Annotated in this window: 23 protein-coding genes; 7 read left to right on the forward strand and 16 right to left on the reverse strand. The window is 74.0% G+C overall.

The genetic code is table 11. The features are described 5' to 3' along the window. Positions 1 to 92 precede the first annotated feature (92 nt). Positions 93 to 1,361 (forward strand): coiled-coil domain-containing protein, encoded by a 1,269-nt coding sequence (locus BUB17_RS13690; protein ID WP_072918811.1) that lies wholly within the window; start codon positions 93 to 95, stop codon positions 1,359 to 1,361. A 304-nt stretch (positions 1,362 to 1,665) separates the two neighbouring features. Further along, positions 1,666 to 3,198: a class F sortase gene (locus tag BUB17_RS27825; RefSeq protein WP_244277206.1), complete on the forward strand. Its 1,533-nt coding sequence runs from the start codon at positions 1,666 to 1,668 to the stop codon at positions 3,196 to 3,198. Positions 3,199 to 3,308: 110 nt separating this feature from the next. Here BUB17_RS27825 and BUB17_RS13710 read toward each other — a convergent pair whose 3' ends face one another. From BUB17_RS13710 to nucS, 3 genes are all read right to left on the reverse strand, one after another. Next, complete coding sequence (locus tag BUB17_RS13710) at positions 3,309 to 3,545, reverse strand: hypothetical protein (RefSeq protein WP_244277207.1); 237 nt, start codon at positions 3,543 to 3,545, stop codon at positions 3,309 to 3,311. A gap of 73 nt (positions 3,546 to 3,618) precedes the next feature. Further along, complete coding sequence (locus BUB17_RS13715; protein WP_072918819.1) at positions 3,619 to 5,415, reverse strand: 3-hydroxyacyl-CoA dehydrogenase family protein; 1,797 nt, start codon at positions 5,413 to 5,415, stop codon at positions 3,619 to 3,621. Between the two features lie 111 nt (positions 5,416 to 5,526). Then, positions 5,527 to 6,198 carry an endonuclease NucS gene (gene nucS / locus BUB17_RS13720; RefSeq protein WP_072918821.1) on the reverse strand — a complete coding sequence of 224 codons (672 nt, stop codon included), beginning with the start codon at positions 6,196 to 6,198 and terminating at the stop codon, positions 5,527 to 5,529. A gap of 77 nt (positions 6,199 to 6,275) precedes the next feature. On the opposite strand from nucS, the gene BUB17_RS13725 reads away from it, so the two are divergent. Next, positions 6,276 to 7,133, forward strand: a complete 858-nt coding sequence (locus BUB17_RS13725) for a hypothetical protein (protein WP_083606330.1) — start codon at positions 6,276 to 6,278, stop codon at positions 7,131 to 7,133. Between the two features lie 55 nt (positions 7,134 to 7,188). Here BUB17_RS13725 and BUB17_RS13730 read toward each other — a convergent pair whose 3' ends face one another. The 4 genes from BUB17_RS13730 to BUB17_RS13745 form a co-directional block, all read right to left on the reverse strand. Then, positions 7,189 to 8,523 carry a dicarboxylate/amino acid:cation symporter gene (locus BUB17_RS13730; RefSeq protein ID WP_072918823.1) on the reverse strand — a complete coding sequence of 445 codons (1,335 nt, stop codon included), beginning with the start codon at positions 8,521 to 8,523 and terminating at the stop codon, positions 7,189 to 7,191. Positions 8,524 to 8,717: 194 nt separating this feature from the next. Beyond that, positions 8,718 to 9,098, reverse strand: a complete 381-nt coding sequence (locus BUB17_RS13735; protein WP_072918825.1) for a type II toxin-antitoxin system VapC family toxin — start codon at positions 9,096 to 9,098, stop codon at positions 8,718 to 8,720. Between the two features lie 3 nt (positions 9,099 to 9,101). Further along, positions 9,102 to 9,350: a type II toxin-antitoxin system Phd/YefM family antitoxin gene (locus BUB17_RS13740; RefSeq protein WP_072918827.1), complete on the reverse strand. Its 249-nt coding sequence runs from the start codon at positions 9,348 to 9,350 to the stop codon at positions 9,102 to 9,104. A 24-nt stretch (positions 9,351 to 9,374) separates the two neighbouring features. Continuing rightward, complete coding sequence (locus BUB17_RS13745; RefSeq protein ID WP_072918829.1) at positions 9,375 to 10,148, reverse strand: enoyl-CoA hydratase-related protein; 774 nt, start codon at positions 10,146 to 10,148, stop codon at positions 9,375 to 9,377. A 56-nt stretch (positions 10,149 to 10,204) separates the two neighbouring features. On the opposite strand from BUB17_RS13745, the gene BUB17_RS13750 reads away from it, so the two are divergent. Together BUB17_RS13750 and BUB17_RS13755 are read left to right on the forward strand one after the other, a co-directional pair. After that, the gene (locus BUB17_RS13750) at positions 10,205 to 10,933 is read left to right on the forward strand and encodes a YqjF family protein (RefSeq protein ID WP_072918831.1); all 729 of its coding nucleotides are present in this window, start codon (positions 10,205 to 10,207) and stop codon (positions 10,931 to 10,933) included. Between the two features lie 23 nt (positions 10,934 to 10,956). Then, entirely contained in the window at positions 10,957 to 11,982 is a 1,026-nt protein-coding gene (locus tag BUB17_RS13755; RefSeq protein ID WP_072918833.1) for a Gfo/Idh/MocA family protein, read from the forward strand. 11 nt (positions 11,983 to 11,993) lie between these two features. On the opposite strand, the gene BUB17_RS13760 is transcribed toward BUB17_RS13755, so the two are convergent. Beyond that, on the reverse strand, positions 11,994 to 14,021 hold the full coding sequence (locus tag BUB17_RS13760; protein WP_072918835.1) for a protein meaA: 2,028 nt from the start codon (positions 14,019 to 14,021) through the stop codon (positions 11,994 to 11,996). A gap of 94 nt (positions 14,022 to 14,115) precedes the next feature. Here BUB17_RS13760 and BUB17_RS13765 point away from each other — a divergent pair, with 94 nt between their 5' ends. Beyond that, entirely contained in the window at positions 14,116 to 14,430 is a 315-nt protein-coding gene (locus tag BUB17_RS13765; protein WP_072918837.1) for a hypothetical protein, read from the forward strand. Positions 14,431 to 14,542: 112 nt separating this feature from the next. On the opposite strand, the gene BUB17_RS13770 is transcribed toward BUB17_RS13765, so the two are convergent. Together BUB17_RS13770 and murA are read right to left on the reverse strand one after the other, a co-directional pair. Then, the gene (locus tag BUB17_RS13770; protein ID WP_244277208.1) at positions 14,543 to 15,574 is read right to left on the reverse strand and encodes an adenylate/guanylate cyclase domain-containing protein; all 1,032 of its coding nucleotides are present in this window, start codon (positions 15,572 to 15,574) and stop codon (positions 14,543 to 14,545) included. A gap of 40 nt (positions 15,575 to 15,614) precedes the next feature. After that, the gene (murA, locus tag BUB17_RS13775) at positions 15,615 to 16,892 is read right to left on the reverse strand and encodes a UDP-N-acetylglucosamine 1-carboxyvinyltransferase (protein WP_072918842.1); all 1,278 of its coding nucleotides are present in this window, start codon (positions 16,890 to 16,892) and stop codon (positions 15,615 to 15,617) included. Between the two features lie 140 nt (positions 16,893 to 17,032). Between murA and BUB17_RS13780 the strand changes: the two genes are divergently transcribed. Further along, a complete protein-coding gene (locus tag BUB17_RS13780) occupies positions 17,033 to 17,635 on the forward strand; it encodes a cob(I)yrinic acid a,c-diamide adenosyltransferase (RefSeq protein ID WP_072918844.1) in 603 nt (200 codons plus the stop codon). 58 nt (positions 17,636 to 17,693) lie between these two features. Here BUB17_RS13780 and BUB17_RS13785 read toward each other — a convergent pair whose 3' ends face one another. The 6 genes from BUB17_RS13785 to atpA form a co-directional block, all read right to left on the reverse strand. After that, positions 17,694 to 18,098, reverse strand: coding sequence for a DUF2550 domain-containing protein (locus BUB17_RS13785; protein WP_072918846.1), 405 nt, complete (start codon positions 18,096 to 18,098; stop codon positions 17,694 to 17,696). A 38-nt stretch (positions 18,099 to 18,136) separates the two neighbouring features. Then, the gene (locus BUB17_RS13790) at positions 18,137 to 18,526 is read right to left on the reverse strand and encodes a F0F1 ATP synthase subunit epsilon (RefSeq protein ID WP_072918848.1); all 390 of its coding nucleotides are present in this window, start codon (positions 18,524 to 18,526) and stop codon (positions 18,137 to 18,139) included. A gap of 222 nt (positions 18,527 to 18,748) precedes the next feature. Further along, a complete protein-coding gene (locus tag BUB17_RS13795; RefSeq protein WP_072918850.1) occupies positions 18,749 to 18,928 on the reverse strand; it encodes a hypothetical protein in 180 nt (59 codons plus the stop codon). Between the two features lie 280 nt (positions 18,929 to 19,208). Next, the gene (gene atpD / locus BUB17_RS13800) at positions 19,209 to 20,645 is read right to left on the reverse strand and encodes a F0F1 ATP synthase subunit beta (protein WP_072918852.1); all 1,437 of its coding nucleotides are present in this window, start codon (positions 20,643 to 20,645) and stop codon (positions 19,209 to 19,211) included. Positions 20,646 to 20,723: 78 nt separating this feature from the next. Beyond that, positions 20,724 to 21,698 (reverse strand): F0F1 ATP synthase subunit gamma, encoded by a 975-nt coding sequence (locus tag BUB17_RS13805; RefSeq protein ID WP_072918854.1) that lies wholly within the window; start codon positions 21,696 to 21,698, stop codon positions 20,724 to 20,726. Positions 21,699 to 21,700: 2 nt separating this feature from the next. After that, the gene (gene atpA, locus BUB17_RS13810) at positions 21,701 to 23,338 is read right to left on the reverse strand and encodes a F0F1 ATP synthase subunit alpha (protein ID WP_072918856.1); all 1,638 of its coding nucleotides are present in this window, start codon (positions 23,336 to 23,338) and stop codon (positions 21,701 to 21,703) included. Positions 23,339 to 23,361: the final 23 nt, after the last annotated feature.

Consider the following 23,361-nt stretch of genomic DNA (forward strand, 5'->3'; position numbering starts at 1 on the left):
GCACGTGGCGCGGCCGCGTGCGGTGCTGGCACCCTGCAGGGAGGGCCTGACGACACGCCAGACCCGCCCACCGACTCTGCGAGGATGACTGCATGACCGATCCCCGCCGCGACATGCTGCCGATGCGCGAGGCCCAGCACTCGTTCGACGTGGTGCTCCGGGGCTACGACCGGCACCAGGTGGCCGAGACGATCGAGCGCCTCGAGGCCGACATCCAGGTCGCCCTGGCCGACCGCGACGCGGCGCTGAGCCGCTCGTCCGACCTCGCCGGCCAGCTCTCGGCGCTGCACGGGGAGATCGACCAGCTGCGGCGCAAAGCAGCGTCTTCCGGACCGGCCACCTTCGAGAACATCAGCGAGCGCATCCAGCACATGCTGCGGCTCGCCGAGGAGGAGGCGGCGGAGATCCGCCGGTCCGCCGAGCAGGAGGCCCAGGCGCTGCGGGAGCACACCGCCGCCGAGGAGCGGGCGATGCACGAGCGGCACGCCGCCGGGCAGGCCGAGGTCGACCGGATGATCGCCGAGGCCCGGCAGAACGCCGAGCAGATCGCCAGCAAGGCGCAGATCCGCGCCGACGAGCTGGTCGCCAAGGCCCAGGAGAAGGTGGCCCGGCTCGACGCCGAGTCCCAGGCCCGGCGGGCGAAGGTCGAGGAGGACTTCGAGATCGCCCAGCGGGCCCGCCGGCAGGAGACGGCCAGGCTGGAGGAGGAGCGCGACCGCTCGTCGGCCGAGGCCGCCGCCCAGCGGGTGTCCGGAGCCGAGAAGCACGCCGCCCAACTGGTCAGCGACGCCGAGGCTGCCGCGGCGGCCATCCGCGCCGTACGCGACGAGCTCGCCGGTCGGCTGGTCGAGGCCCGCCGGCTGCTCGAGCGACTGCCCGACCTCGGCGACCGGCGACCCGAGCCCCAGGCCGGTCCCCGGCCGCCCGCGCCGGCTCCGCTCCGCCCGCAGCCGACCCCCCGCTCCCAGCAGGCCCAGCCCGAGCCGGTCCGCGGCGAGCAGCCGCGCCAGGCACCGATCGGCCCGGTGACCACCGAGCAGCCGGTGGTGCGGCCCACCACCGCTCCCCAGCCGGCGCAGCGCCCTGAGCCGCCTGCGGGCAACGGTGAGGCGGCCGCGGCACGTCAGCCCACCCGGCCCCCGGCCCCGCCGACGCAACCCGCCGTCACCCCGGTGGCCGACGCACCGACCCAGCAGGTGACGCCGGACTCGCAGACGACCCAGCAGCTGCGTTCGGTGACCACGGGCGGCACCGGGGCCCCGGCGCCGCCGAGGGTCGACCCGCCGACCCTCGTCCAGCCGGCGGTCGAGCCCGACGGCGCCGACACCGGCAGCCAGTCCGTCACCCCCGGCCGGCGCTGACGAGAGGACCGTCCTTCCACCCACCGTGAGAGGACCTCGTCCTCCTCACCGCTCGCAAGCCCGGAGACCCCCGCCTGGGCGCTGCCGGGACCAGGCCGACCGCGAGCTGCCGGACGGCGCGCGGCTGCGCCCCGCGGACGACGTCCGCGGCGACCTGCTCACCCCCGGCGCCCCCGACGACCTGGTGGCACCGAGGAGCCGGCCTGACCGGGCGCGACCTCGTCCGCACCGGCACGGACGGCCGGCCGCGTCGCCGAGGTCTCCCCGTGACGGTCGTTGGACGAGAGTCGCGAGGAGTGCGCGAATGGCCGCCAGGACCGGCGCCGGGTCCCCCGAGACCTTTGGAGGAACCGTGCACCGCTGGACCCGCGTGCTGGCCGTCACGGTCGTGACCGCCGGGACGGTGCTCGTCGCCCCCTCCACGGCCGGCGCCGCCGGTACCGGGCTGGTGCGTCTGGCCCACCTGTCCCCCGACACCCCGGCGGTCGACGTGTACGTCGACTCGGTCGCCGATCCCGGCGACGGGACGGCGCTGCTCACCGTGCCCGGCGTCGGCTACGGGACCATCACCGACTACCAGGACGTGCCCGGGGGGGTCTACACCGTCAGCATGCGCGCGGCCGGGGCCGACCCGGCCACCCCACCGGTGCTCTCCACCACCGTGCAGGTCGGCAGCGACAGCGCACGCACCGTCGCCGGGGTGGGCCGCTTCGCCGACCTGGGCCTGGCGGTGCTCGAGGACGACCTCGCGCTCCCGCCGTCCGGGCAGGCGCGGGTGCGGGTGGTGTCCGCCGCGGCCGGCGCGCCGACGCTCCACGCCGCGGCCGGCGGCACCGGGATCGCCGGGGACCTGGCCTTCGCCGAGGCCGGGAGGTACACCGCCGTGTCCGGCAACGCGGACCGGCTGCAACTGGCGGTGGACGGCGAGCAGACCGAGCTGCCGCTCGACCTGGCCGCGGGCTCGGTCTACAGCTTGTTCGTCCTCGACCGGCCCGAGGGCGGGCTGACCCTGCGCACCGTGCTGGACGCCGCGGGCTCCGGGGTGGTCCCGACCGGCGGCGTGGAAACCGGCGCCGGCGGCACCGCGGCCGGGGAGCTGGAGCCGGGCCTCGTCGGCGGTGCCGTCGGGCTCACGCTGCTGACCGGCCTGGTCCTGACCCGGCGGTCGCGGGCGGGGGTCCCGCGCGGCACGCCGCCGCATTCCGAGGTCCGGCCGGTGAGCGGGCACCGGGAGTCGCGGCGACGACTGCTGCCGCTGGTCCGGGGGCTGCTCGCCGGCACCGCGGTGGTCGCCGGCACGGTGGCGGTGGTCCTCCCTGGCGGCGCCGGAACCGCCGGGGCGGCGCCGGCCGCGGAATCCCCCGTCCCCGTGGTCGCCGAACGCGGCTCGGAGCGGACGGCGGCGCCGATCCGCGTACGCGTGCCGGCCATCGGCGTGGACAGCGAGCTGCGGCGGCTCGGCACCGACGCCACCGGCGTGCTGGTGCCACCGGACGACCACGACCGGGCCGGGTGGTTCGCCGGCAGCGCCGTCCCGGGCGACGTCGGCCCGGCGGTGGTCGCCGGCCACGTCGACTCGGTCGACGGGCCGGCGGTCTTCTCCCGCCTGGGCGAGCTCGGGCCCGGGAACGAGGTGCTCGTCGACCGCGCGGACGGGACGACGGCGCGGTTCGCCGTCACCGGGGTCGACCGGTACCCCAAGAGCGACTTCCCGACCGAGTCGGTCTACGGGCCCACCCCGCGGGCGGAGCTGCGGCTGGTCACCTGCGGCGGCGAGTTCGACCGCGCCGCGCGCAGCTACGAGGACAACGTCGTCGTCTTCGCCCGCGCGAGGTGATGGAACGGCCCCGCTGCAAGGTCCCGCGCCGAGCCCGGTGACGTACTGGAACGGCCCCGTCCAGGGCACCGTCCTGAGCCTGCGAAGGGCGGGGAGGACGGGGTCCTTGCTCAGCGGCGGTGACCCCGGGACTGCCAGCAGGTCGCGTGCCAGTGCCGGCGCAGGTCGGCGGCCGAGTCGGTGTCCCAGGGGTCGAGGTCGGAGTCGCGCGGATAGGCCGGCCAGGTCACCAGGTGCGGCGTTCCCAGGCGGATCTCCTGGTCGCAGCCCGGGCAGCGGTAGGTCTTGCCGCTCGCGGCCCCGGTGAGCCGGCGCACCACCCAGTCCCCGTCGGCCGCCTCCTCCACCGTCTCGGTACGGCGCAGGGGGTCACGGCCCGCAGGCCGTGACCCCCTCCGACCGCTGCGCCGGGGCACCGGGTCAGCGGCGCGCCAGGTCACGGTTGGCGTGGTCCCGGAACCCGCGGCCGGTCTTGCGGCCCAGGTACCCGGCGGTGACCAGGTGCTCGAGCAGCGGGGCCGGCGCGAAGCCGGGCTCGCGGAACTCGGTGTAGAGCTCCCGCTCGATGGCCAGGGACACGTCGAGGCCGACGACGTCCAGCAGCTCGAAGGGGCCCATCGGGTAGCCGCAGCCGACCTTCATGGCGGCGTCGATGTCGTCGGCGGTCGCGTAGTGCGCCTCGAGCATCTTGACCGCGTCGTTGAGGTAGGGGAACAGCAGCGCGTTGACGATGAAGCCGGCCCGGTCGCTGCAGGACACCGCGTGCTTGCCCAGCCGCTGCGACACGGCGTGCGCGGTCGCCGCGACGTCGGGCGCGGTGGAGATGGTCGAGACGACCTCCACGAGCTTCATCACCTGCGCCGGGTTGAAGAAGTGCATGCCGACGACGTCCTCCGGCCGGCCGCTGGCCTGGGCGCACTCGATGACCGGGAGGCTGGAGGTCGTGGTGGCCAGCACGGCGCCGGGCCTGGCGATCTCGCCGAGGTTGGCGAACAGCGCCTCCTTGACCGGCAGCGACTCGACGACGGCCTCGATGACCAGGTCGCGGTCGGCGAGCTCGTCGAGGACCGTCGTCCCGCTGACCCGGACGAGCGCCTCGTCGCGCGCGGCCTCGTCGAGCCGGCCGCGCTGCACCTGCTTCTCCAGCGACTTCGCCAGCGCGGTGCGGACGGCCTCGACCTTCTCCGGCGACCGGGCGACGAAGCGGACGTCGTAGCCGCCCTTGGCGACGACCTCGATGATCCCGGTGGCCATCGTCCCCGAGCCGACGACGCCGACCGTGCGGACCTCGCGGGCGCCCTCGGCGGCCCTGCCCTCGGCCGGGGTCTGGGCGTCGGGCACCACCTCGGCGGAGTCGCGGCCGGCGTAGGTGTAGAAGCCGCGGCCGGACTTCCGGCCGAGCAGGCCCGCGGTCATCATCTGCTTGATGATCGGGTTGGGCGCGTGCAGCCGGTCGCGGGACTGCCGGTACATCGTCTCGAGGATCTCGAAGGCGGTGTCGATGCCGATGAGGTCCATGAGCGCCAGCGGGCCCATCGGCAGGCCGCAGCCCAGCCGCATGGCCGCGTCGATGTCCTCACGGCTGGCGTAGCGGTTCTCGTACATGGAGACCGCGTGGTTCAGGTAGCCGAACAGCAGCGCGTTGGCGATGAAGCCGGCCTTGTCGCCGATGGTGACGTCGACCTTGCCCAGCCGCGCGGCCAGCGCCTCGACGTCCTCGACCACCGGTTGTTCGGTCACCACCGTGCGCACCACCTCGACCAGCTTCATGACCGGCGCCGGGTTGAAGAAGTGCATGCCGATGACCTTGCCCGGCCGCCCCGTGGCCACCGAGATCTCGGTGACCGACAGGCTCGAGGTGTTGGTGGCCAGGATGGTGTCCGGCGGGCAGATCTTGTCGAGCGCGGCGAAGATCTCGCGCTTGAGCTCCAGCCGTTCGGGCACGGCCTCGACGACGAGCTCGGCCTGGGTGAGGTCCTCCAGCGAGGTGCCGAACCGGATGCGGCCGAGGATCGCGTCGCGCTCGGCGGCGTCGAGCTTGCCGCGCGTGACCGCCCGCCCGGTGGAGTGCTCCAGGTGCTCACGGCCGCGGGCCACGGCCGCCTCGTCGACGTCCACGGCGGTCACCGACAGGCCCGCCCGGGCGAGCACCTCGGCGATGCCGGCACCCATCGTGCCCAGCCCCACCACGCCGACCTCGGTCAGTTCTCTGGCCACGCTGCCATCTCCTCTGCGCCGGCACCCGGCCCCGGGCACCCCGTCCGCGATCGGGGGCAGTCTCGCACCCGCGGGCGACCGCGCGGACGCCGGGCTACCGTCCGGTAACGCTCAGAACAGCCGCTGCGAGGGGTCGTCGGTGCCCTTGAGGACGGCGTAGTCGACCGTCACGCAGTCGATGCCGCGGTCCTGCGCGAGCACCTTCGCCTGCGGCTTGATCTCCTGTGCCGCGAAGACCCCGCGCACCGGCGCCAGCAGCGGGTCGCGGTTGAGCAGCTCGAGGTAGCGGGTCAGCTGCTCCACGCCGTCGATCTCGCCGCGGCGCTTGACCTCGACGGCCACGGTGGCGCCGGCGGCGTCGCGGCAGAGCAGGTCCACCGGGCCGATCGCGGTCGGGTACTCGCGGCGGACCAGCGACCAGCCGGCCCCGAAGGTCTCCACGTGCAGCGCGAGCAGCCGCTGCAGCTCGGCCTCCACGCCGTCCTTCTGCAGGCCCGGGTCGACCCCGAGCTCGTGGGAGCTGTCGTGCTCGACCGACTCGATGGTGATGATCAGCTGCTCGCCGGCCTTGTTGGTGACCGTCCAGGTGCCCGCACCGTCGACCAGCTCGTCCGTGAACGAGCACGGCGGGGTCATCCAGTTCAGCGGCTTGTAGGCGCGGTCGTCGGCGTGCACCGACACCGACCCGTCCGCCTTGACCAGCAGCAGCCGCGGCGCCATGGGCAGGTGGGCGGTCAGCCGCCCCACGTAGTCGACCGAGCAGCGGGCGATGACCAGACGCACGGGGACCGACGGTACCGAACCGGCAACGACCGGCCCGGAGCGACGGGGTGCCCACCGGAGCACGGCATCCTGACCAGGTGAGACGCGCCCCGCTGCCCGCCGTCCTGGTCCTGCTCGCGCTGGTGACCGGCTGCGCCGGCAACGGCGGCGAGGCCGCGGCTCCCCGGCCGACGCCCGTCTCCGACGGGCCGGGCCGGTTGGTGCTGGAGGTCGAGCACGTCCGCGGCTTCACCACGCCGGAGGCCCTGGCCACGCGGGTGCCGCTGGTCGCCGTGTACGGCGACGGCCGGGTCGTGGCCCCCGGAGCGCAGATCGAGGTCCACCCGCCACCGGCATTGCCGTCCCTGCAGGTGTGGCGGCTGGACGCCGACGGCGTGCAGTCGGTCGTCGACCGCGCCGTCGCGGCCGGCGTGACCGGCACCGCCGACCTGGGCACCCCACCGGTCGCCGACGCCCCGGCGACCCGGTTCACCCTCGTCACCGACGAGGGGACGGCGGTGCGCGAGGTCGAGGCGCTGTTCGAGATGCCCGGGGACAGCGGGCTCACCCTGGAGCAGCAGGCGGCGCGCGGGGAGCTGCTCGGCCTGCTGGAGGTGCTGAGGTCGCCGGAGCCGCTGGGCGCCACCCGCCCGGAGCCCTACGAGGCCGAGGCGGTGGCCGCGGTCGTCGCGCCGTGGACGCCGCCCGCGGACCCCGCGCTGGTCCAGCCGGAGGCTCCCTGGCCCGGCCCGGCGCTGCCCGGCGAGCCGCTGCCGGGTGGGCTGGGCCTGTGCTGCGTCGTCGCCCGCGGCACCCAGGCCGGGGCCGTGCTCGCCGCCGCGGCGTCGGCCACCACCCTGACGCCGTGGGTCGCGGGCGACGGCAGCCGGTGGACGCTCACGCTGCGCCCGCTGCTCCCGCACGAGACCGGCTGCGCGGACCTCAGCGGCGGCTGAGACGACGCAGGCCCGGCCCTCCAGGTGGAGGACCGGGCCTGCGGAGGTCGGACGGCTAGACCGTCACCGGCCGGCGCAGGTCGTCGTCCACCTCGACCCGGACCACCGGGTCCACCGTGGAGGTCGACCGGTACCGGTCCACGTCGAGGATGCCCTCGCGCTTGGCGACGATCGTCGGGACCAGCGCCTGGCCGGCGACGTTCACCGCGGTCCGGCCCATGTCCAGGATCGGGTCGATCGCCAGCAGCAGGCCGACGCCGGCCAGCGGAAGGCCCAGCGTGGAGAGGGTCAGCGTCAGCATGACCACCGCGCCGGTGACCCCGGCCGTGGCCGCCGAGCCGACGACCGAGACCAGCGCGATCAGCAGGTAGTCGGTGAGCGACAGGTCCACGCCGAAGAACTGGGCCACGAAGATCGCGGCCAGGGCCGGGTAGATCGCCGCGCAGCCGTCCATCTTCGTCGTCGCACCGAGCGGCACGGCGAAGGAGGCGTAGGACCGCGGCACCCCGAGGTTCTGCTCGGCCACCCGCTCGGTCACCGGCAGGGTGCCGATCGAGGAGCGGGAGACGAAGGCCAGCTGGATGGCCGGCCAGGCGCCGGCGAAGTACCGCAGCGGCGAGAGGCCGTGCAGCCGCAGCAGCACCGGGTAGACGACGAACAGCACGAGCGCGAGACCGGCGTAGACGGACCCGGCGAAGACGCCGAGCGAGCCGAGGGACTCCCAGCCGTAGCTGGCCACGGCGTTGCCGATCAGGCCGACGGTGCCGAGCGGGGCCAGCAGGATGACCCACCACAGCAGCTTCTGCACGATCGCCAGCGCCGAGCGGGTCAGCGCCAGGAACGGCTCGGCCGGCTCGCCGACCTTGAGCGCGGCGACGCCGATCGCCACGGCCAGCACGATCAGCTGCAGCACGTTGAAGGACAGCCCGCCGTCGGCCGAGGACTGCAGGCCGAGGATGTTGACGGGCACCAGGCCGGTGAGGAAGTCCCACCAGGAACCGGTGGTCTCGGGCGCGGCCTGGGCGGTGGCGTCGACGGAGCTGTTGCGGCCCGGCTGGGTGAGCAGGCCCAGGCCGATGCCGAGGGAGACCGCGATGAGTGCGGTGATCGCGAACCACAGCAGCGTCTGTCCGGCGAGCCGGGCGGCGTTGGAGACCTGCCGGAGGTTGGCGATGCTCACGATCACCGCGGTGACGATCAGCGGCGGGACGAGGACCTTCAACAGCGTGACGAAGGTGCTGCCGATGGTCTGCAGGGTGCTGGTCAGCCAGTTCGGCGTCCCGTCGGCGACGGGACCCATGTCCCGGGCGACGAGGCCGAGGGCGACGCCCAGCACGAGGGCGAGGAGGACCTGCGCCGCGAACGGGACGCGGCGGAGACGAGCGAGCACGGGGGTGCCTTTCCGGGAACGGCGCGGAGGGACGACGGAGCGCGGGCGCTCAGGAGTCGGCCGTCATCCGCCCGAAGTCGAGCGCACGCCGCCGGGTCAGGCCCCAGAGGTTCTCCACATGGGAGGCAAGGCGGCGCGCGGCGTGTTGCATCCCGCTGTGCGGAGGATCACCGCGCCGACGGGCGGCGGTGGGGTCAGCGGCGGGCGTCCCGAGCGGGGACGGCGTAGTCGCCGAAGGCCGGGTCTGCCGTGAGCACGGTGAGCGCCTCCGCCTGGGCCTGGGCGATCAGCAGCCGGTCGAACGGGTCCCGGTGGTGCCAGGGCAGCGACTCCAGCCGCCGGAGGTGCTCGTCCTCGATGCCGAGACGGCGGACCCCGGACTCCGCCAGCACTGCGGGCAGTCCGGGCAGCGCAGCGAGCTTGCCGACCGAGACCTTGATCGCGATCTCCCACAGCGAGGCCGCGGAGACGACCAGCTCGGCAGCGGCCTCCACCTCATGGCGCGCCTGGGCCCCCAACCTGGGGTCGCCGGCCAGCAGCCAGAGCAGCGCGTTCGTGTCCAGCAGCAGGCGCACGGGTCAGCCGTCGAGGTGCCGGTCGAAGGCCGCGGTGATCTCGGCGTCGGCCGTGTCGTAGTCCGGCGAGAACACGACCTGCCCGGCGAGGCGACCGAAGAGTGCCCGCCTCGCCGACGGCGCCACGGGGACCAACCGGAACTCCGTGACGCCGCCCCCGCGCCGCGTGATGATGACCTCCTCGCCGCGCTCGGCGGCGTCCAGCAGCTTCGACAGGTTCGTCTTGGCCTGGTGGACGTTGGCGACGGTCATCTAGCTAGATTAGCCCCGCAGCTGTCAGTCGGCCCAGACCGGGCGCCGCTTCTCCAGGAACGCCGACATGCCCTCGACCGCCCCGGGGAGCTGGCTGGCGGCGGCCATCACCTCGACCGCGGTCGTGTAGGCGTCCCGCTCGGGCCGGCCCAGCTGGGCGTGCATCGTCTGCTTGCCCCACGCCTTGCTCGCCCGGGAACCGCGGGTCGCCCGGGCCATGAGGTCGGCGACGGCGGCGTCCAGCTCGGCGTCGGGCACCACCCGGTTGACCAGGCCCCAGTCCAGCGCGGTCGCCGCGTCGATGACGTCCCCGGTCAGCGCGAGCTCCATGGCGCGCTTGCGGCCGACGTCGCGGGCGATGGCCACCATCGGCGTGTGGCAGAACCAGCCGCCCTTGCCGCCGGGGGCGGCGAAGCCGGCCGACTCGGCGGCGACGGCCAGGTCGCAGGATGCCACCAGCTGGCAGCCGGCCGCGGTGGCCAGGGCGTGCACGCGGGCCAGCACCACCTGCGGGACGTCGTGCAGGGCCTGCATCAGCTCGGTGCACAGCTGCAGCAGGCTGCGCACCTCGGGAACCGGCCGGCCGGCGACGTCGGCGAAGTCGTGGCCGGCGCTGAACACCGGCCCCTCCGCGGCGATCACCAGGCCGGCCGCGTCGCTCTCCCCCACCTCCGTCACGGCGGCCAGCAGCTGGGTCAGGTGGTCGCGGGAGAGCGCGTTGCGCTTCGCCGGCCGGCACATCGTGAGGGTGACGACGTCGCCGTCGCGTTCGACCCGGGGTGCGCCCTCTGCAGTCATGCAGCGACCACACCACGGGGAGGCCGGTGCGGGCAACGGGCTGGCAGGCTCGGGGCGTGGAACCCGAGCCGGTCACCGGCACCGCGCCCCGGCCGGCCGGGCGCACCGTGTTCACGCAGGGCTGGCGCGACGTCGCCTTCCTGCACTGGGCGGTGGACCCGGCCCTGGTCGCCCCACTGCTCCCGGCGGACACCCGGCCCGACGTGCTGGACGGCGCCACGTACGTCGGGTTGATCCCCTTCCGGATGCGCCGGATCGGTCTGCTCGGCGCGCCCGGCCTGCCGTGGGCCGGGTCCTTCGCCGAGACCAACGTCCGGCTGTACTCGGTCGACGACCGGGGACGGCGCGGTGTGGTGTTCCGGTCGCTGGACGCCGACCGGGTGCTGCCCGTGCTCGCGGCCCGCTGGGTCGCCGGGCTGCCCTACTGCTGGGCGCGGATGCGCGTGCGCCGCGACGGCGACCTGGTCACCTACACCTCCCGGCGGCGCTGGCCCGGTCCACGCGGAACGGGCGGGCGGATCGTCGTCCGGGTGGGCGCCCGGCTGGCGGACCCCGGGCCCCTGGCCGGCTTCCTCACCGGCCGCTGGGGGCTGCACCAGACGGCGTCCGGCCGGCTGGCCTACTGGCCCAACGAGCACCGGGCCTGGCCGCTGCACGCCGCCGAGCTCGTCACGTGCGAGGAGGACCTGCTGGCGGCCGGCGGCCTGCCCACCGTCCGCGGCGCACCCGACAGCGTGCTGTTCTCCCCGGGCGTCGACGTCCGCTTCGGCCCCCGCCTGCGGTGATCCGGGCAGGGCATGATCGCGGCATGGACCCCGTGCGCTTCGGACTGGTCGGGTACGGCTTCGGCGGCCGGTACTTCCACGCCCCCCTGCTGGCCGCCGCACCGGAGGTCGACCTCCTCGGCGTGGTGACGACGTCGGCCGAGAGGCGGGCGCAGGTGACCGCCGAGCACCCCGGCCTGCGCACGTTCGGCTCGCTCGAGGAGCTGGCCGACGCCGGCGCCGAGGCGGTGGCGATCTCCACCCCGGCGGACACGCACACCCCGCTGACCGAGCAGGCACTCCGCCTGGACCTCGCGGTGGTCTGCGACAAGCCCTTCGCGCTGGACGCCCCGGCCGCCGAGGGGACGGTGCAGCTGGCCGCGGCCCGCCGGCTGCCGCTGGCGCCGTACCAGAACCGCCGCTGGGACTCCGACTTCCGCACCGTCCGCGCGCTGGTCGACGCCGGCCGGCTCGGCACGGTGACCCGGTTCGAGTCGCGCTTCGAGCGGTTCGAGCCCGAGCCCGGCCCGCCGGCCGCGGGCGGCGGCACCCTGCTGGACTTCGGCAGCCACCTGGTCGACCAGGCCCTCGTGCTGCTCGGCCCGGTGACGGGCGTCTACGCCGAGTGGCGGCTGCGCGAGAACGGCCTGGACGACGACGTCTTCGTCGCGCTCAGCCACGCCGGCGGCGCCTCCTCGCACCTGTGGGGCAGCTGGAGCCAGGGCGCGCCCGGCGACCGCTTCCGGGTGAGCGGCACGGAGGGCGCCTACGTCGTCGGCGGGCCGATGGACGGGCAGGAGGCCGCGCTGCTGGCCGGGCAGACGCCGGCCACGCTGGGCGAGCGCTGGGGCGCCGAGCCCGGGGAGCGCTGGGGGCGGCTGCGCCGCGGCGACGACGGCATCGTGGTGCCCACCGAGCGCGGCCGCTGGGACACCTTCCACCCGGCCTTCGCCGCCGCCGTCCGCGGGGAGGGGCCGGTGCCGGTCGACCCGCGGGACGCCGTCGCCACCGCCACGGTGCTCGACGCCGCCCGCCGCAGCGCCACCGAGGGCGTCGTCGTCGCGCTGTAGCGCCTGGCCTCCTACCGGTCGTCGAGACCGTTGGCCTCGCGGACCACGTCGACGATCTGGCCCATGATCTCGGTCAGCCCGAAGTCCTTGGGTGTGAAGACCCGCGCCACGCCCTGTTCCCGCAGCCGACGGGCGTCGCCGTCGGGGACGATCCCGCCGACGACCACGGGGACGTCGTCGAGGCCGGCCTCCCGCAGCCCGCGCAGCACCGCCGGCACCACCTGCAGGTGCGAGCCGGAGAGCACCGACAGGCCGACGACGTGCACGTCCTCCTCGACCGCGGCGCTCACGATCTGCGCCGGGGTCAGCCGGATGCCCTGGTAGACCACCTCGAAGCCGGCGTCGCGCGCGCGGACGGCGATCTGCTCGGCACCGTTGGAGTGCCCGTCGAGGCCGGGCTTGCCGACCAGGAAACGCAGCCGCCCGCCGAGCTCCGCACCGGTGGCGCGGACCCGCTCCCGGACGTCGGCCAGCGTCCGGTCGGCCTCGCCGCCCCCGGCGGCCGCGGCGACCCCGGTGGGCGCCCGGTACTCACCGAACACCTCGCGCAGCACGCCGGCCCACTCCCCCGTCGTCACGCCGGCGCGGGCGCAGTCGAGGGTGGCCTCCATGAGGTTCTCCTCGGTGGCGGCGACCGCGCGCAGCCGCTCGAGCGCCTTCCGCACCGGCTCCGGGTCGCGCTCGGCGCGCCACGTCCGCACCGACGCGCACGCCGCGGCCTCCACCGCCGGGTCGACGACCTGGATCGCCGCGTCGAGGTCGGCCAGCAGCGGGTTGGGCTCGGTGGCCTCGAACCGGTTCACGCCGACGACGACGTCGTCCCCGTTCTCCATCCGGCGGCGCCGTTCGGCGAGCGAGGCGACCAGCTGACCCTTCATGTAGCCGGACTCGACGGCGGCGACCGCGCCGCCCATCTCCTGCACCCGGGCGATCTCCCCACGGGCACCCTCGACCAGCTCGGCGACCTTCCGCTCCACCACGACCGACCCGTTGAACAGGTCGTCGTACTCCAGCAGGTCGGTCTCGTAGGCCAGCACCTGCTGCAGCCGCAGCGACCACTGCTGGTCCCACGGCCGGGGCAGGCCCAGCGCCTCGTTCCACGCCGGCAGCTGCACGGCGCGGGCGCGGGCGTCGCGGGACAGCGTCACCGCGAGCATCTCCAGCACGATCCGCTGGACGTTGTTCTCCGGCTGCGCCTCGGTGAGGCCCAGCGAGTTGACCTGCACGCCGTAGCGGAACCGGCGGTGCTCGGGGCGCTGGACACCGTAGCGCTCGCGGGTCAGCTCGTCCCACAGCTGCGTGAACGCGCGCATCTTGCACATCTCCTCGACGAAGCGGACGCCCGCGTTGACGAAGAAGGAGATGCGCGCGACCACCTCACCGAAGCGCTCCGGCGGCACCTGGCCGGAGTCGCGCACCGAGTCCAGGACGGCGATCGCGGTGCTCATCGCGTAGGCGATCTCCTGCACCGGCGTCGCCCCGGCCTCCTGCAGGTGGTAGCTGCAGATGTTGATCGGGTTCCACCTCGGCATCGCCGTCACCGTGTAGGCGACCATGTCGGTGATCAGCCGCATCGAGGGCCCGGGCGGGAAGACGTACGTCCCCCGCGACAGGTACTCCTTGATGATGTCGTTCTGCGTGGTCCCGGCGAGCTCGCGCAGGACTTCGTCCGGAGCGGAGCCCTGCGCCTCTGCTTGCTCGATGGCGACCGCCTGGTAGAGCGCCAGCAGCCACATCGCGGTGGCGTTGATCGTCATCGACGTGTTCATCTCGTCGAGCGGGATGCCGTCGAACAACGCCCGGACGTCGCCGATGTGGGTCACCGGCACGCCGACCTTGCCGACCTCACCGACCGACAGCTCGTCGTCGGGGTCGTAGCCGGTCTGCGTCGGCAGGTCGAACGCCACGGACAGCCCGGTCTGCCCCTTGGCGAGGTTGCGCCGGTACAGCGCGTTGGACTCGGCCGGCGACGAGTGGCCGGCGTAGGTGCGCATGACCCAGGGGCGGTCGCGCTCCCTCGACGTGTGCGGGGACGGCATGACCGCGGAGTGTAGGGGTGTTACCGGCCAGTAGCGAGGACACCTCCAGGTGTCCCCCGGTGGCACACTCGCAGGCGCGGAGAGGAGGGCCGGGATGGCACCCGTGGCCGGTACGCACTACTTGGCGGGCCCGGTGATCGCGTTCGCCGTGATCGCCGGGCTGGCGCTGTTCCTGCGGTGGGCGTTCCGCGGTGAGCCGCGCCGTCGCCCCCCGGTGGACGACGGTCTGCTCACCCGCGTCGCCACGCTGTCCGGCCGGGAGTCGGCCCTGGCGCTGCGCGCGGTGCTCTCCGACGCGGGGATCCGTTCCACGGTGCGCGCCACCGGCGCCCACCGCGCGGAGGTGCTGGTCTTCCCCGAGGACGTCGACCGCGCCCGGGTCCTGGCCGCGTCGTTCCCCGCCGGCTGAGGGAGGACCCTCGTGTCCCCCGCCGCTCGGAGGAGGACCCCGTCCCCCTCCACCCCTCGCGAGCTCGGGCCGAGTCTCCGGACGCGGCCTGCGAACCCCCGTACGAGGGCCGTCAGCCGGACCGCTCGGGTGGGTCCGGGACGTCGTCCGCGCCGCACCGGCTGACCAGCCACGGCTGCAGGTCGTCGAAGCCGCGGACCGAGCGGCGCTGGAGCGGCTCGATGCGGTAACCGGGGTGCTGCCGCAGTCGGGCGGCCAGCTCCCGGTCGACGAGCACACTCCCGGCGCGGGCCACCGTGGTCAGCCGGCTGGCCAGGTTCACCACCGACGAGTACACGTCCCCGAGCCGGGTGAGCACCCGGCCGTGCGCCAGGCCGACCCGCAGCGGCGGCCGGTCCACGGCCCCCCACCGCTCGGGCAGCGACAGCCCGATCTCGGCCGCGGCGGCCGGGTCCGCGGCGGTGAAGAGCACCCCGTCGCCGACGGTCTTCACCACCCGACCGCCGCCGCGCGCGACCACCTCGGCAGCGGTCGCCTCGAAGTCCTCCACCATGACGGCCAGTTCCGCGCCGCTCATGCCGCGGGTGCGGGTGGTGTAGCCGACGAGGTCGGCGAAGCCGACGGCCAGCTCGCGTTCCTCGCCACCGGCCGGTGCGGCCGGCGCCCGCTCGACCGCGGCGGCCAGGTGGCGGCGCCACACGTGGTCCTGCACCTCGCGCAGCAGCGACAGCAGCGCGGCGGCCGCAGGCGGCACGTCCGCGGGCGGACTGCCCGGCCCCTCGGGTCCCCCGTGCTGATCGCGGGCGACGGCGGCGGTGAGCAGGGCGGTCTGCCAGTCGGCCAGCCGCGCCAACGGCTGCGCCAGCGCACGGGCGAACGACGCCTCGGTGCCCGGGGCGACGAACCCGGCGTCGACCAGGTCGGCCAGGGCGTGCAGTGCGGCGACGTCGCCGTCGGTGAACACCGCGTCGGCCTCGGCGGCCTCGGCGAAACCCAGGGCGTGCCACAGCCGCCGGAAGCCGTCCGGCGGCATGCCGGACAGCTGAGTCACCTGCGCCCGGGTGTACTGCTGACGGCCACCGAGCAGCAGCCGGTCGAGCTCGGCGGCGGTCAGGGTACGACGCGTCCTGTCCTCGTCGTGCACCTCCACGAGTGTGCGGCACACCCCTGGGGTCGTGCTGGACTCAGCCGGGCCGCTCGACCCGCTCGATGTGCGCGCCCAGGCCGCGCAGCTGGTCGACGAAATCGGGGTAGCCGCGGTCGACGTGGTGCACGTCCTGCACCTCGGTGACGCCGTCGGAGACCAAACCGGCCAGGACCAGGCCCGCGCCGGCCCGGATGTCGGTGGCCAGCACCGGCGCGCTGGAGAGCCGCTCCCGGCCCCGGACGACGGCGTGGTGCCCGTCGATGCGCACCGAGGCACCGAGCCGGACCAGCTCGTTGACGAACATGAAACGGCCCTCGAACACGTTCTCGGTGATCAGCGCCGTCCCCGTGGAGACCGCCGCCAGCGCCACCGCCATCGGCTGCAGGTCGGTCGGGAACCCCGGGTAGGGCAGCGTGACGACGTCCACGCAGCGGGGGCGGCCGTCCATCGCCACCCGCAACCCGTCGGGCAGCGGCTCCACGTGCGCCCCGGCGTCGCTGAGCTTGGCGAGTGCGACGGTGAGGTGGTCGGCGACGGCGCGCTCGATGACGACGTCCCCGCGGGTCATCACCGCGCCGATCGCCCAGGTGCCGGCGACGATCCGGTCGGGCACCGTCGTGCAGGTGACCGGCTTGAGGACCGGCACCCCCTCGACGGTGATCGTCGACGTGCCGGCGCCCTCGATCTGGGCCCCCATCGCGGCGAGCATCGCGCAGAGGTCGACGATCTCCGGCTCCCGCGCGGCGTTGTCGATGACCGTCGTACCCTCGGCCAGCACCGCGGCCATGACCAGGTTCTCGGTGGCACCGACCGAGGGGAAGTCCAACCAGATGCTGGTGCCCCGGAGGCGCGGGGCGGCGGCGACCAGGAAGCCGTGCTCGCTGTGGATGGTGGCGCCGAGCCGCTCCAGGCCGGAGATGTGCATGTCCAGCCCGCGCGAGCCGATCGCGTCGCCGCCGGGCAGCGCCACCCTGGCCGAGCCGCACCGGGCGACGAGCGGGCCGAGCACGCTGATCGAGGCCCGCATCCGGCGGACCAGGTCGTAGTCGGTCTCCGTGGCGGGCTCGTCGGGGACGTCGACGACCAGCCGGCCGCCACCGCCGTGCGGGTGCCGCTCGTAGCTCACCTCGCACCCGAGCCGGCGCAGCACCTCGCTCATGATGGCCACGTCGAGGATGTCCGGGACCTCGTCGATGGTGGTCCGCCCGGCCGCCAGCAGCGCGGCCGCCATGAGCTTCAGCGCGCTGTTCTTGGCGCCGGTGACCCGCACTCGCCCGGTCAGGGCCGTGCCGCCGGTGACCTCGAAGCACTCCACCGGTCCACCCTACGGTGGCCCCGCTGCAGGGTCCCGCCGCCGGCCCCGTCCCGAGGCTCGCCCCGAGCCTGCGAGGGGGGAGGAGGACGGGGTCCTCGTCCGGTGGGGGGCAGCGGGGTCCTTCTTCTAGGCTCGCGGTCATGACCGTCCGGCTGACCCGCATCTACACGAAGACCGGTGACGCCGGTCAGACGCACCTCGGGGACATGAGCCGGGTGGCCAAGACCGATCCGCGCCTGGTGGCCTACGCCGACGTCGACGAGGCCAACAGCGTGCTCGGCGTCGCCCTGGCCCTCGGGTCGCCGCCGCCCGAGCTCACCGAGCTGCTGCGCACCGTGCAGAACGACCTCTTCGACGTCGGGGCCGACCTCTCGACGCCGATCGCCCCGGATCCGCAGTACCCGCCACTGCGGGTGACCACCGCCTACACCGAGCGGCTGGAGGCGGCCTGCGACCGCTACAACGAGGCGCTGCCCACGCTGGCCAGCTTCATCCTCCCCGGCGGCACCGCGCTGGCCGCGCTGCTGCACCAGGCCCGGGTCGTCACCCGACGGGCCGAGCGCAGCGTGTGGGCACTGCTGGAGGCCGACGGCGAGCGCAGCAACGCCGAGACCGCTCGCTACCTCAACCGGCTCTCGGACCTGCTGTTCATCCTCGCCCGCACCGCGAACCCGGACGGCGACGTGCTGTGGGAGCCCGGCGCACACAGCGGCGCGCACGCCCAGCGCGCGGCCCGCGAGTAGCAGGACCCCCTCCTCCCCACTCCTCGCAGGCCCGGAGCGGTGCCAGGGAGGGGGCCGCTCAGCGCACCGGCGGCGCGGACTCCACCCAGGACAGGAAGCCGGTCACCGTCGAGGTGTCCATGGCCAGCTCCCGGGGGCCGGCCGCGGTGCTGCACGAGAGGACGACGACGTCCTCGGGCAGGGCGAGGTCCCCGGCATCTGCGCGGCGCCGTGCCTGCACCCGGAACTCCGCCCGGCAGAGCCGCTGCTGCGGGCGCACCGACAGCGACAGCGCCCGGTACCAGAGCAGCGAGTCACCGCCGTACCAGGCGACACCCACCGACCAGCGGGACGAACCCGTCGGGCGCAGCCACATGGTGACCGCGCCGAGCCCGGAGAGCAGGAAGCGGCGGCGCAGCAGGAAGGCGACGACCAGCCCGACGAGGACCACCGCGACGGCCAGGACGAGCAGTTCGGTCGTCATCCGGGGCGCCGGGGGTCAGGCGGGACGCCAGCAGGGGCTCAGGCGTCCTGGCCCGCGGCGCGCAGTCGCGACTGGGCGCGCCGGGCGGCGGCCAGGGCGTCGGGCTCGTCGCCGGTCTCCTCGGCGCGGCGCAGGGCCTCGCGAGCCCGCTCCACGTCGATCTCGGAAGAGATCTCGGCGGTCTCGGCGAGGATCGAGACACCGCGGTCGGTGACCGAGAGGAAGCCCCCGTGGGCCGCCACCACCATGTCCTCGCCCTCGGCGGTGCGGACGGTCACGATGCCGCCCTCGGCGAGCTGGCCCAGCAGCGGAGCGTGCCCCGGCAGCACACCGAGCTCGCCCTCCGTGGTGCGCGCGATGACCATGCTGGCCTCTCCGGACCAGATCATCCGCTCGACGGCCACCAACTCGACATGCAGGGTCGCCACGACACTCCTCGGGGTCCACCGACCGGCGGTTCGGCTCGCCGGGTCCAGGCTGGACACGACGACGGGTCGCGCCCACTCTATCGGCCGCATCCGCGCCGCTCGGCGGCCCGTCCGCGAGGCCCCCCTCGGGCATCGCCCCGAGCGTGCGAGGGATGCAGAGAGCGGCCGCCTCGTCCGGGTCGCGCCCCGAGCCGGTCAGGGTCGGGAGGACGGGGTCCTCGCTCAGGCGCAGCGGCGGTACAGCAGGGTCCAGCGTCCGACGCGCACCCAGGGACGGCGGACGGTCGAGGCCGGCGCCCAGCTCTCGGTGTGGAACTGCCGGCCGCCGACGTAGGGCACCGCAGCAGACGGAGGCCAGCTCCAGTCGGCGTCGTCCGCCCTGATCCCGGTGATGCCGTCCACGTCGTCTCTCCCGCTCGTCGCCCAGCCGGTCCGGGCGTCCCCGCACGAGATCGGCATGGCATGGCTCGCCCTTGAGGCGACCCGCACCACACCACCCGGCCGGTGTCGCCCGGCCGGGGTTACCCATACCGGGCCCGAACACACGGAACGGCCGGGTCCCGTTCGGGACCCGGCCGTTCCGCGGCGGTGCTGGTCTCGCTGAGCCAGGTGACGTCCTGGAACGGCCACCCTCAGGGCCCCGCGCCGAGAGTGCGCGGCGTGGGAGGAGGATGGTCCTCTCTCAGGCGCGCTTCAGCTTGTCGGCGTTGCGCTCGAGGTCCTCGAGGCCACCGCACATGAAGAAGGCCTGCTCCGGCACGTTGTCGTAGTCGCCGTCGGTGATCGCCTTGAACGCCTGGAGCGTCTCGGACACCGGGACGAACGAGCCCGGCTGCCCGGTGAAGGCCTCGGCCACGAACATGTTCTGCGAGAGGAAGCGCTCGACGCGCCGGGCCCGGTTGACCGTGACCTTGTCCTCCTCGGAGAGCTCGTCGATGCCGAGGATGGCGATGATGTCCTGCAGCTCCTGGTAGCGCTGCAGCACCTGCTTCACCGTCTGGGCGGTGGCGTAGTGCTCCTGCCCGACGTACTGCGGGTCGAGGATCCGGCTGGTGGAGTCCAGCGGGTCCACGGCCGGGTAGATGCCCTTCTCCGAGATGGGCCGGGAGAGCACCGTCGTCGCGTCGAGGTGGGCGAAGGTGGTGTGGGGTGCGGGGTCGGTGATGTCGTCGGCGGGCACGTAGATCGCCTGCAGCGAGGTGATGGAGTGACCCCGCGTCGAGGTGATGCGCTCCTGCAGCTCGCCCATCTCGTCGGCGAGGGTCGGCTGGTAGCCCACGGCGGAGGGCATGCGGCCCAGCAGCGTGGAGACCTCGGACCCGGCCTGGGTGAACCGGAAGATGTTGTCGATGAAGAGCAGCACGTCCTGGTTCTGCTCGTCGCGGAAGTACTCCGCCATGGTCAGCGCCGACAGCGCGACGCGCAGGCGGGTGCCCGGCGGCTCGTCCATCTGGCCGAAGACCAGCGCGGTGGACTCGATGACGCCGGACTCGGTCATCTCGGTGATGAGGTCGTTGCCCTCACGGGTGCGCTCGCCGACACCGGCGAACACCGAGACGCCACCGAACTCCTGGGCGACGCGGCGGATCATCTCCTGGATGAGCACCGTCTTGCCCACCCCGGCGCCACCGAACAGGCCGATCTTCCCACCGGCCACGTAGGGGGTCAGCAGGTCGATGACCTTGATGCCGGTCTCCAGCATCTCGGTGCGGCCCTCGAGCTGGTCGAACCGCGGCGCGTGCCGGTGGATCCCCCAGCGCAGCGCGTCGGCGCCGTGGCCGGGGGTGTCCAGGCACTGGCCGAGGGCGTTCCAGACGTGGCCCTTGGTGACGTCGCCGACAGGTACGGAGATCGCGGAGCCGGTGTCGCGGACCTCGGCGCCCCGGACGAGACCGTCGGTCGGCTGCATCGAGATGGTGCGGACCACGTTGTCGCCCAGGTGCTGGGCGACCTCGAGGGTCAGCGTCTTGCCCAGGTCGGCGAGGGTGACCTCCACCTCCAGGGCGTTGAACAGGTCGGGCATCGCGTCGCGCGGGAACTCGACGTCGACGACCGGCCCGGTGACCCGGACGACGCGGCCGGTCGTCTGGGTGGTCGGACGGTCCTCGGTGACGGTCATCTGTACTGCTCTCCTGCCCTCGGGCTTGCCTTGGTCCGCGTCTTCGGTGTCCCTGCCGCTGGAGCGACCGGGGTGGGGTCAGTCGTCGGCGCCCGCGGACACCAGCGCGTCCGCACCGCCGACGATCTCACTGATCTCCTGGGTGATCTCGGCCTGGCGGGCCTGGTTCGCCTGCCGCGAGAGGTTCTTGGCCAGCTCCTCGGCGTTGTCCGAGGCCGACTTCATCGCCCGCCGCCGGGACGCCGACTCCGACGCCGCCGACTCCAGCATCGCCGCGAAGATCCGCGTCGTGACGTACTTCGGCAGCAGGGCGTCGAGGAGGGCGTCGGGCGAGGGCTCGAACTCGTAGGACGTCGGGACGCCGGAGTCGCCGGTGGTGACGCCGCTCTCCCGGTCCTCCCGCTCGTAGTCGAACTCCTCGACCTCCTCGACCTCCAGCGGGGCCATCCGCTTGGCGACCGGGATCTGCGCGAGCAGCGACCGGAACTCGGTGTACACGATGTGCAGCTCGTCCACACCGAGGACGCCGTCGGCACCGGCACCGGTCTCGTCGTCGTCCATGCCGGCGGTGAAGGTCGCGATGAGCGCCTCGCCGACGCGCTGGGCGTCGGCGTACCCCGGCTGCTCGGAGAAGCCCGTGAAAGTCTCGGCCACCGGGCGGTCGCGGAAGGAGTAGTAGGTCTCCCCCTTCCGGCCCACCACGTACAGGACCGGCTCCTTGCCCTCCTGGCGGAGCAGCGAGAGCAGCTCCTCGGTGCGGCGCAGCACATTGACGTTGTACGAGCCGGCGAACCCGCGGTCGGAAGTGATCACGAGGACCGCCGCCCGGCGCGCGTCCTGCCGCTCGGTCAGCAGCGGGTGGTCCAGCGAGGCCGAGGAGGCCAGCGCCGACAGCACCCGGGTGATCTCCCGGGCGTAGGGCTTGGAGGCCTCCACCCGGGCCTGGGCCCGCACGATGCGGGCACCGGCGATCAGCTCCTGCGCCGAGAAGATCTTCTTCGTCGACTTCGTGGAGCGGATGCGGCGCCGCAGCGCGCGGAGGTTGCTGGCCACGGTCAGGCGCTCCGCTTGACCTGGACGCGCTCCTGGCCGCGCTCGGACGCGTCCATCGCCTCGGCCTCGTCCTCGTTGATCCGCAGCGTGCCGCCCTCGGCGGTCTGGAACTGGCCGTAGAAGTCCTCGACCGCCCGCTCCAGGCCGGAGACGGCGTCGTCGCCGAGTGCGCGGCTCTGCCGGATCCCGTCGAAGACGCCGCCGTGGTTGCGGGCGACGTGGTCGAGGAACTCGGACTCGAAGCGGCGGACCTCGGGCACCGGGACCTTGTCCAGCTTGCCGGTGGTGCCCAGCCAGATGGAGACGACCTCGCGCTCCACCGGGTAGGGCTGGTACTGGCCCTGCTTGAGCAGCTCCACCAGCCGCTGGCCGCGCTCGAGCGTCGCGCGGCTGGAGGCGTCGAGGTCGGAGGAGAACGAGGCGAAGGCCTCGAGCTCGCGGTACTGCGCGAGGTCCAGCCGCAGCCGTCCGGCGACGGACTTCATCGCCTTGATTTGGGCCGAGCCGCCGACGCGGGACACCGAGATGCCGACGTTGATCGCCGGGCGGACACCGGAGTTGAACAGACCCGTCTCGAGGAAGATCTGCCCGTCGGTGATCGAGATGACGTTGGTCGGGATGTAGGCCGACACGTCGTTGCCCTTGGTCTCGACCAGCGGCAGGCCGGTCATCGAGCCGGCGCCCAGCTCGTCGGAGAGCTTCGCGCAGCGCTCCAGCAGGCGGGAGTGGAGGTAGAAGACATCGCCGGGGTAGGCCTCGCGGCCCGGCGGACGGCGCAGCAGCAGGGAGACCGCGCGGTAGGCCTCGGCCTGCTTGGACAGGTCGTCGAAGACGATCAGGACGTGCTTGCCCTCGTACATCCAGTGCTGGCCGATGGCCGAGCCGGTGTAGGGGGCGATGTACTTGAAGCCCGCGGCCTCCGAGGCGGGGGCGGCGACGATCGTCGTGTACTCCATCGCGCCGGCCTCCTCGAGGGAGGCGCGGATCGCGGCGATCGTCGAGCCCTTCTGGCCGACGGCGACGTAGATGCAGCGCACCTGCTGGCTCGGGTCACCAGTGGCCCAGGCCTGCTTCTGGTTGATGATCGTGTCGGTGACGATCGCGGTCTTGCCGGTCTGCCGGTCACCGATGACCAGCTGGCGCTGGCCGCGGCCGATCGGCGTCATGGCGTCGATGGCCTTGATCCCGGTCTGCATCGGCTCGTGCACCGACTGCCGCTGCACCACGGTCGGGGCCTGCAGCTCCAGCGCCCGGCGGCCGGTGGTGGTGATCGGGCCGGCACCGTCGATCGGGTTGCCCAGCGGGTCGACCACGCGGCCGAGGTAGCCGTCACCGACCGGCACGGACAGGACCTCGCCGGTCCGGCGGACCTGCTGGCCCTCCTCGATGCCGGAGTAGTCGCCGAGGACGACGACGCCGACCTCGCGGACGTCGAGGTTCAGCGCCAGGCCGCGGACGCCGCTCTCGAACTCGAGCAGCTCGTTGGTCATGACCGAGGGCAGGCCCTCGACGCGGGCGATGCCGTCGCCGGCCTCGGTGACGACCCCGACCTCTTCCCGCGACACGTCGGGCGAGTACTCGGTGACGTAGTTCTGGATGGCACTGCGGATCTCGTCAGCGGAGATCGTCAGCTCGGCCATGGCGTGGTGTCCTCTTCCCTGCT

It is taken from the genome of Geodermatophilus obscurus, from assembly GCF_900143215.1.
Taxonomy (GTDB): Bacteria; Actinomycetota; Actinomycetes; order Mycobacteriales; family Geodermatophilaceae; genus Geodermatophilus; species Geodermatophilus obscurus_A.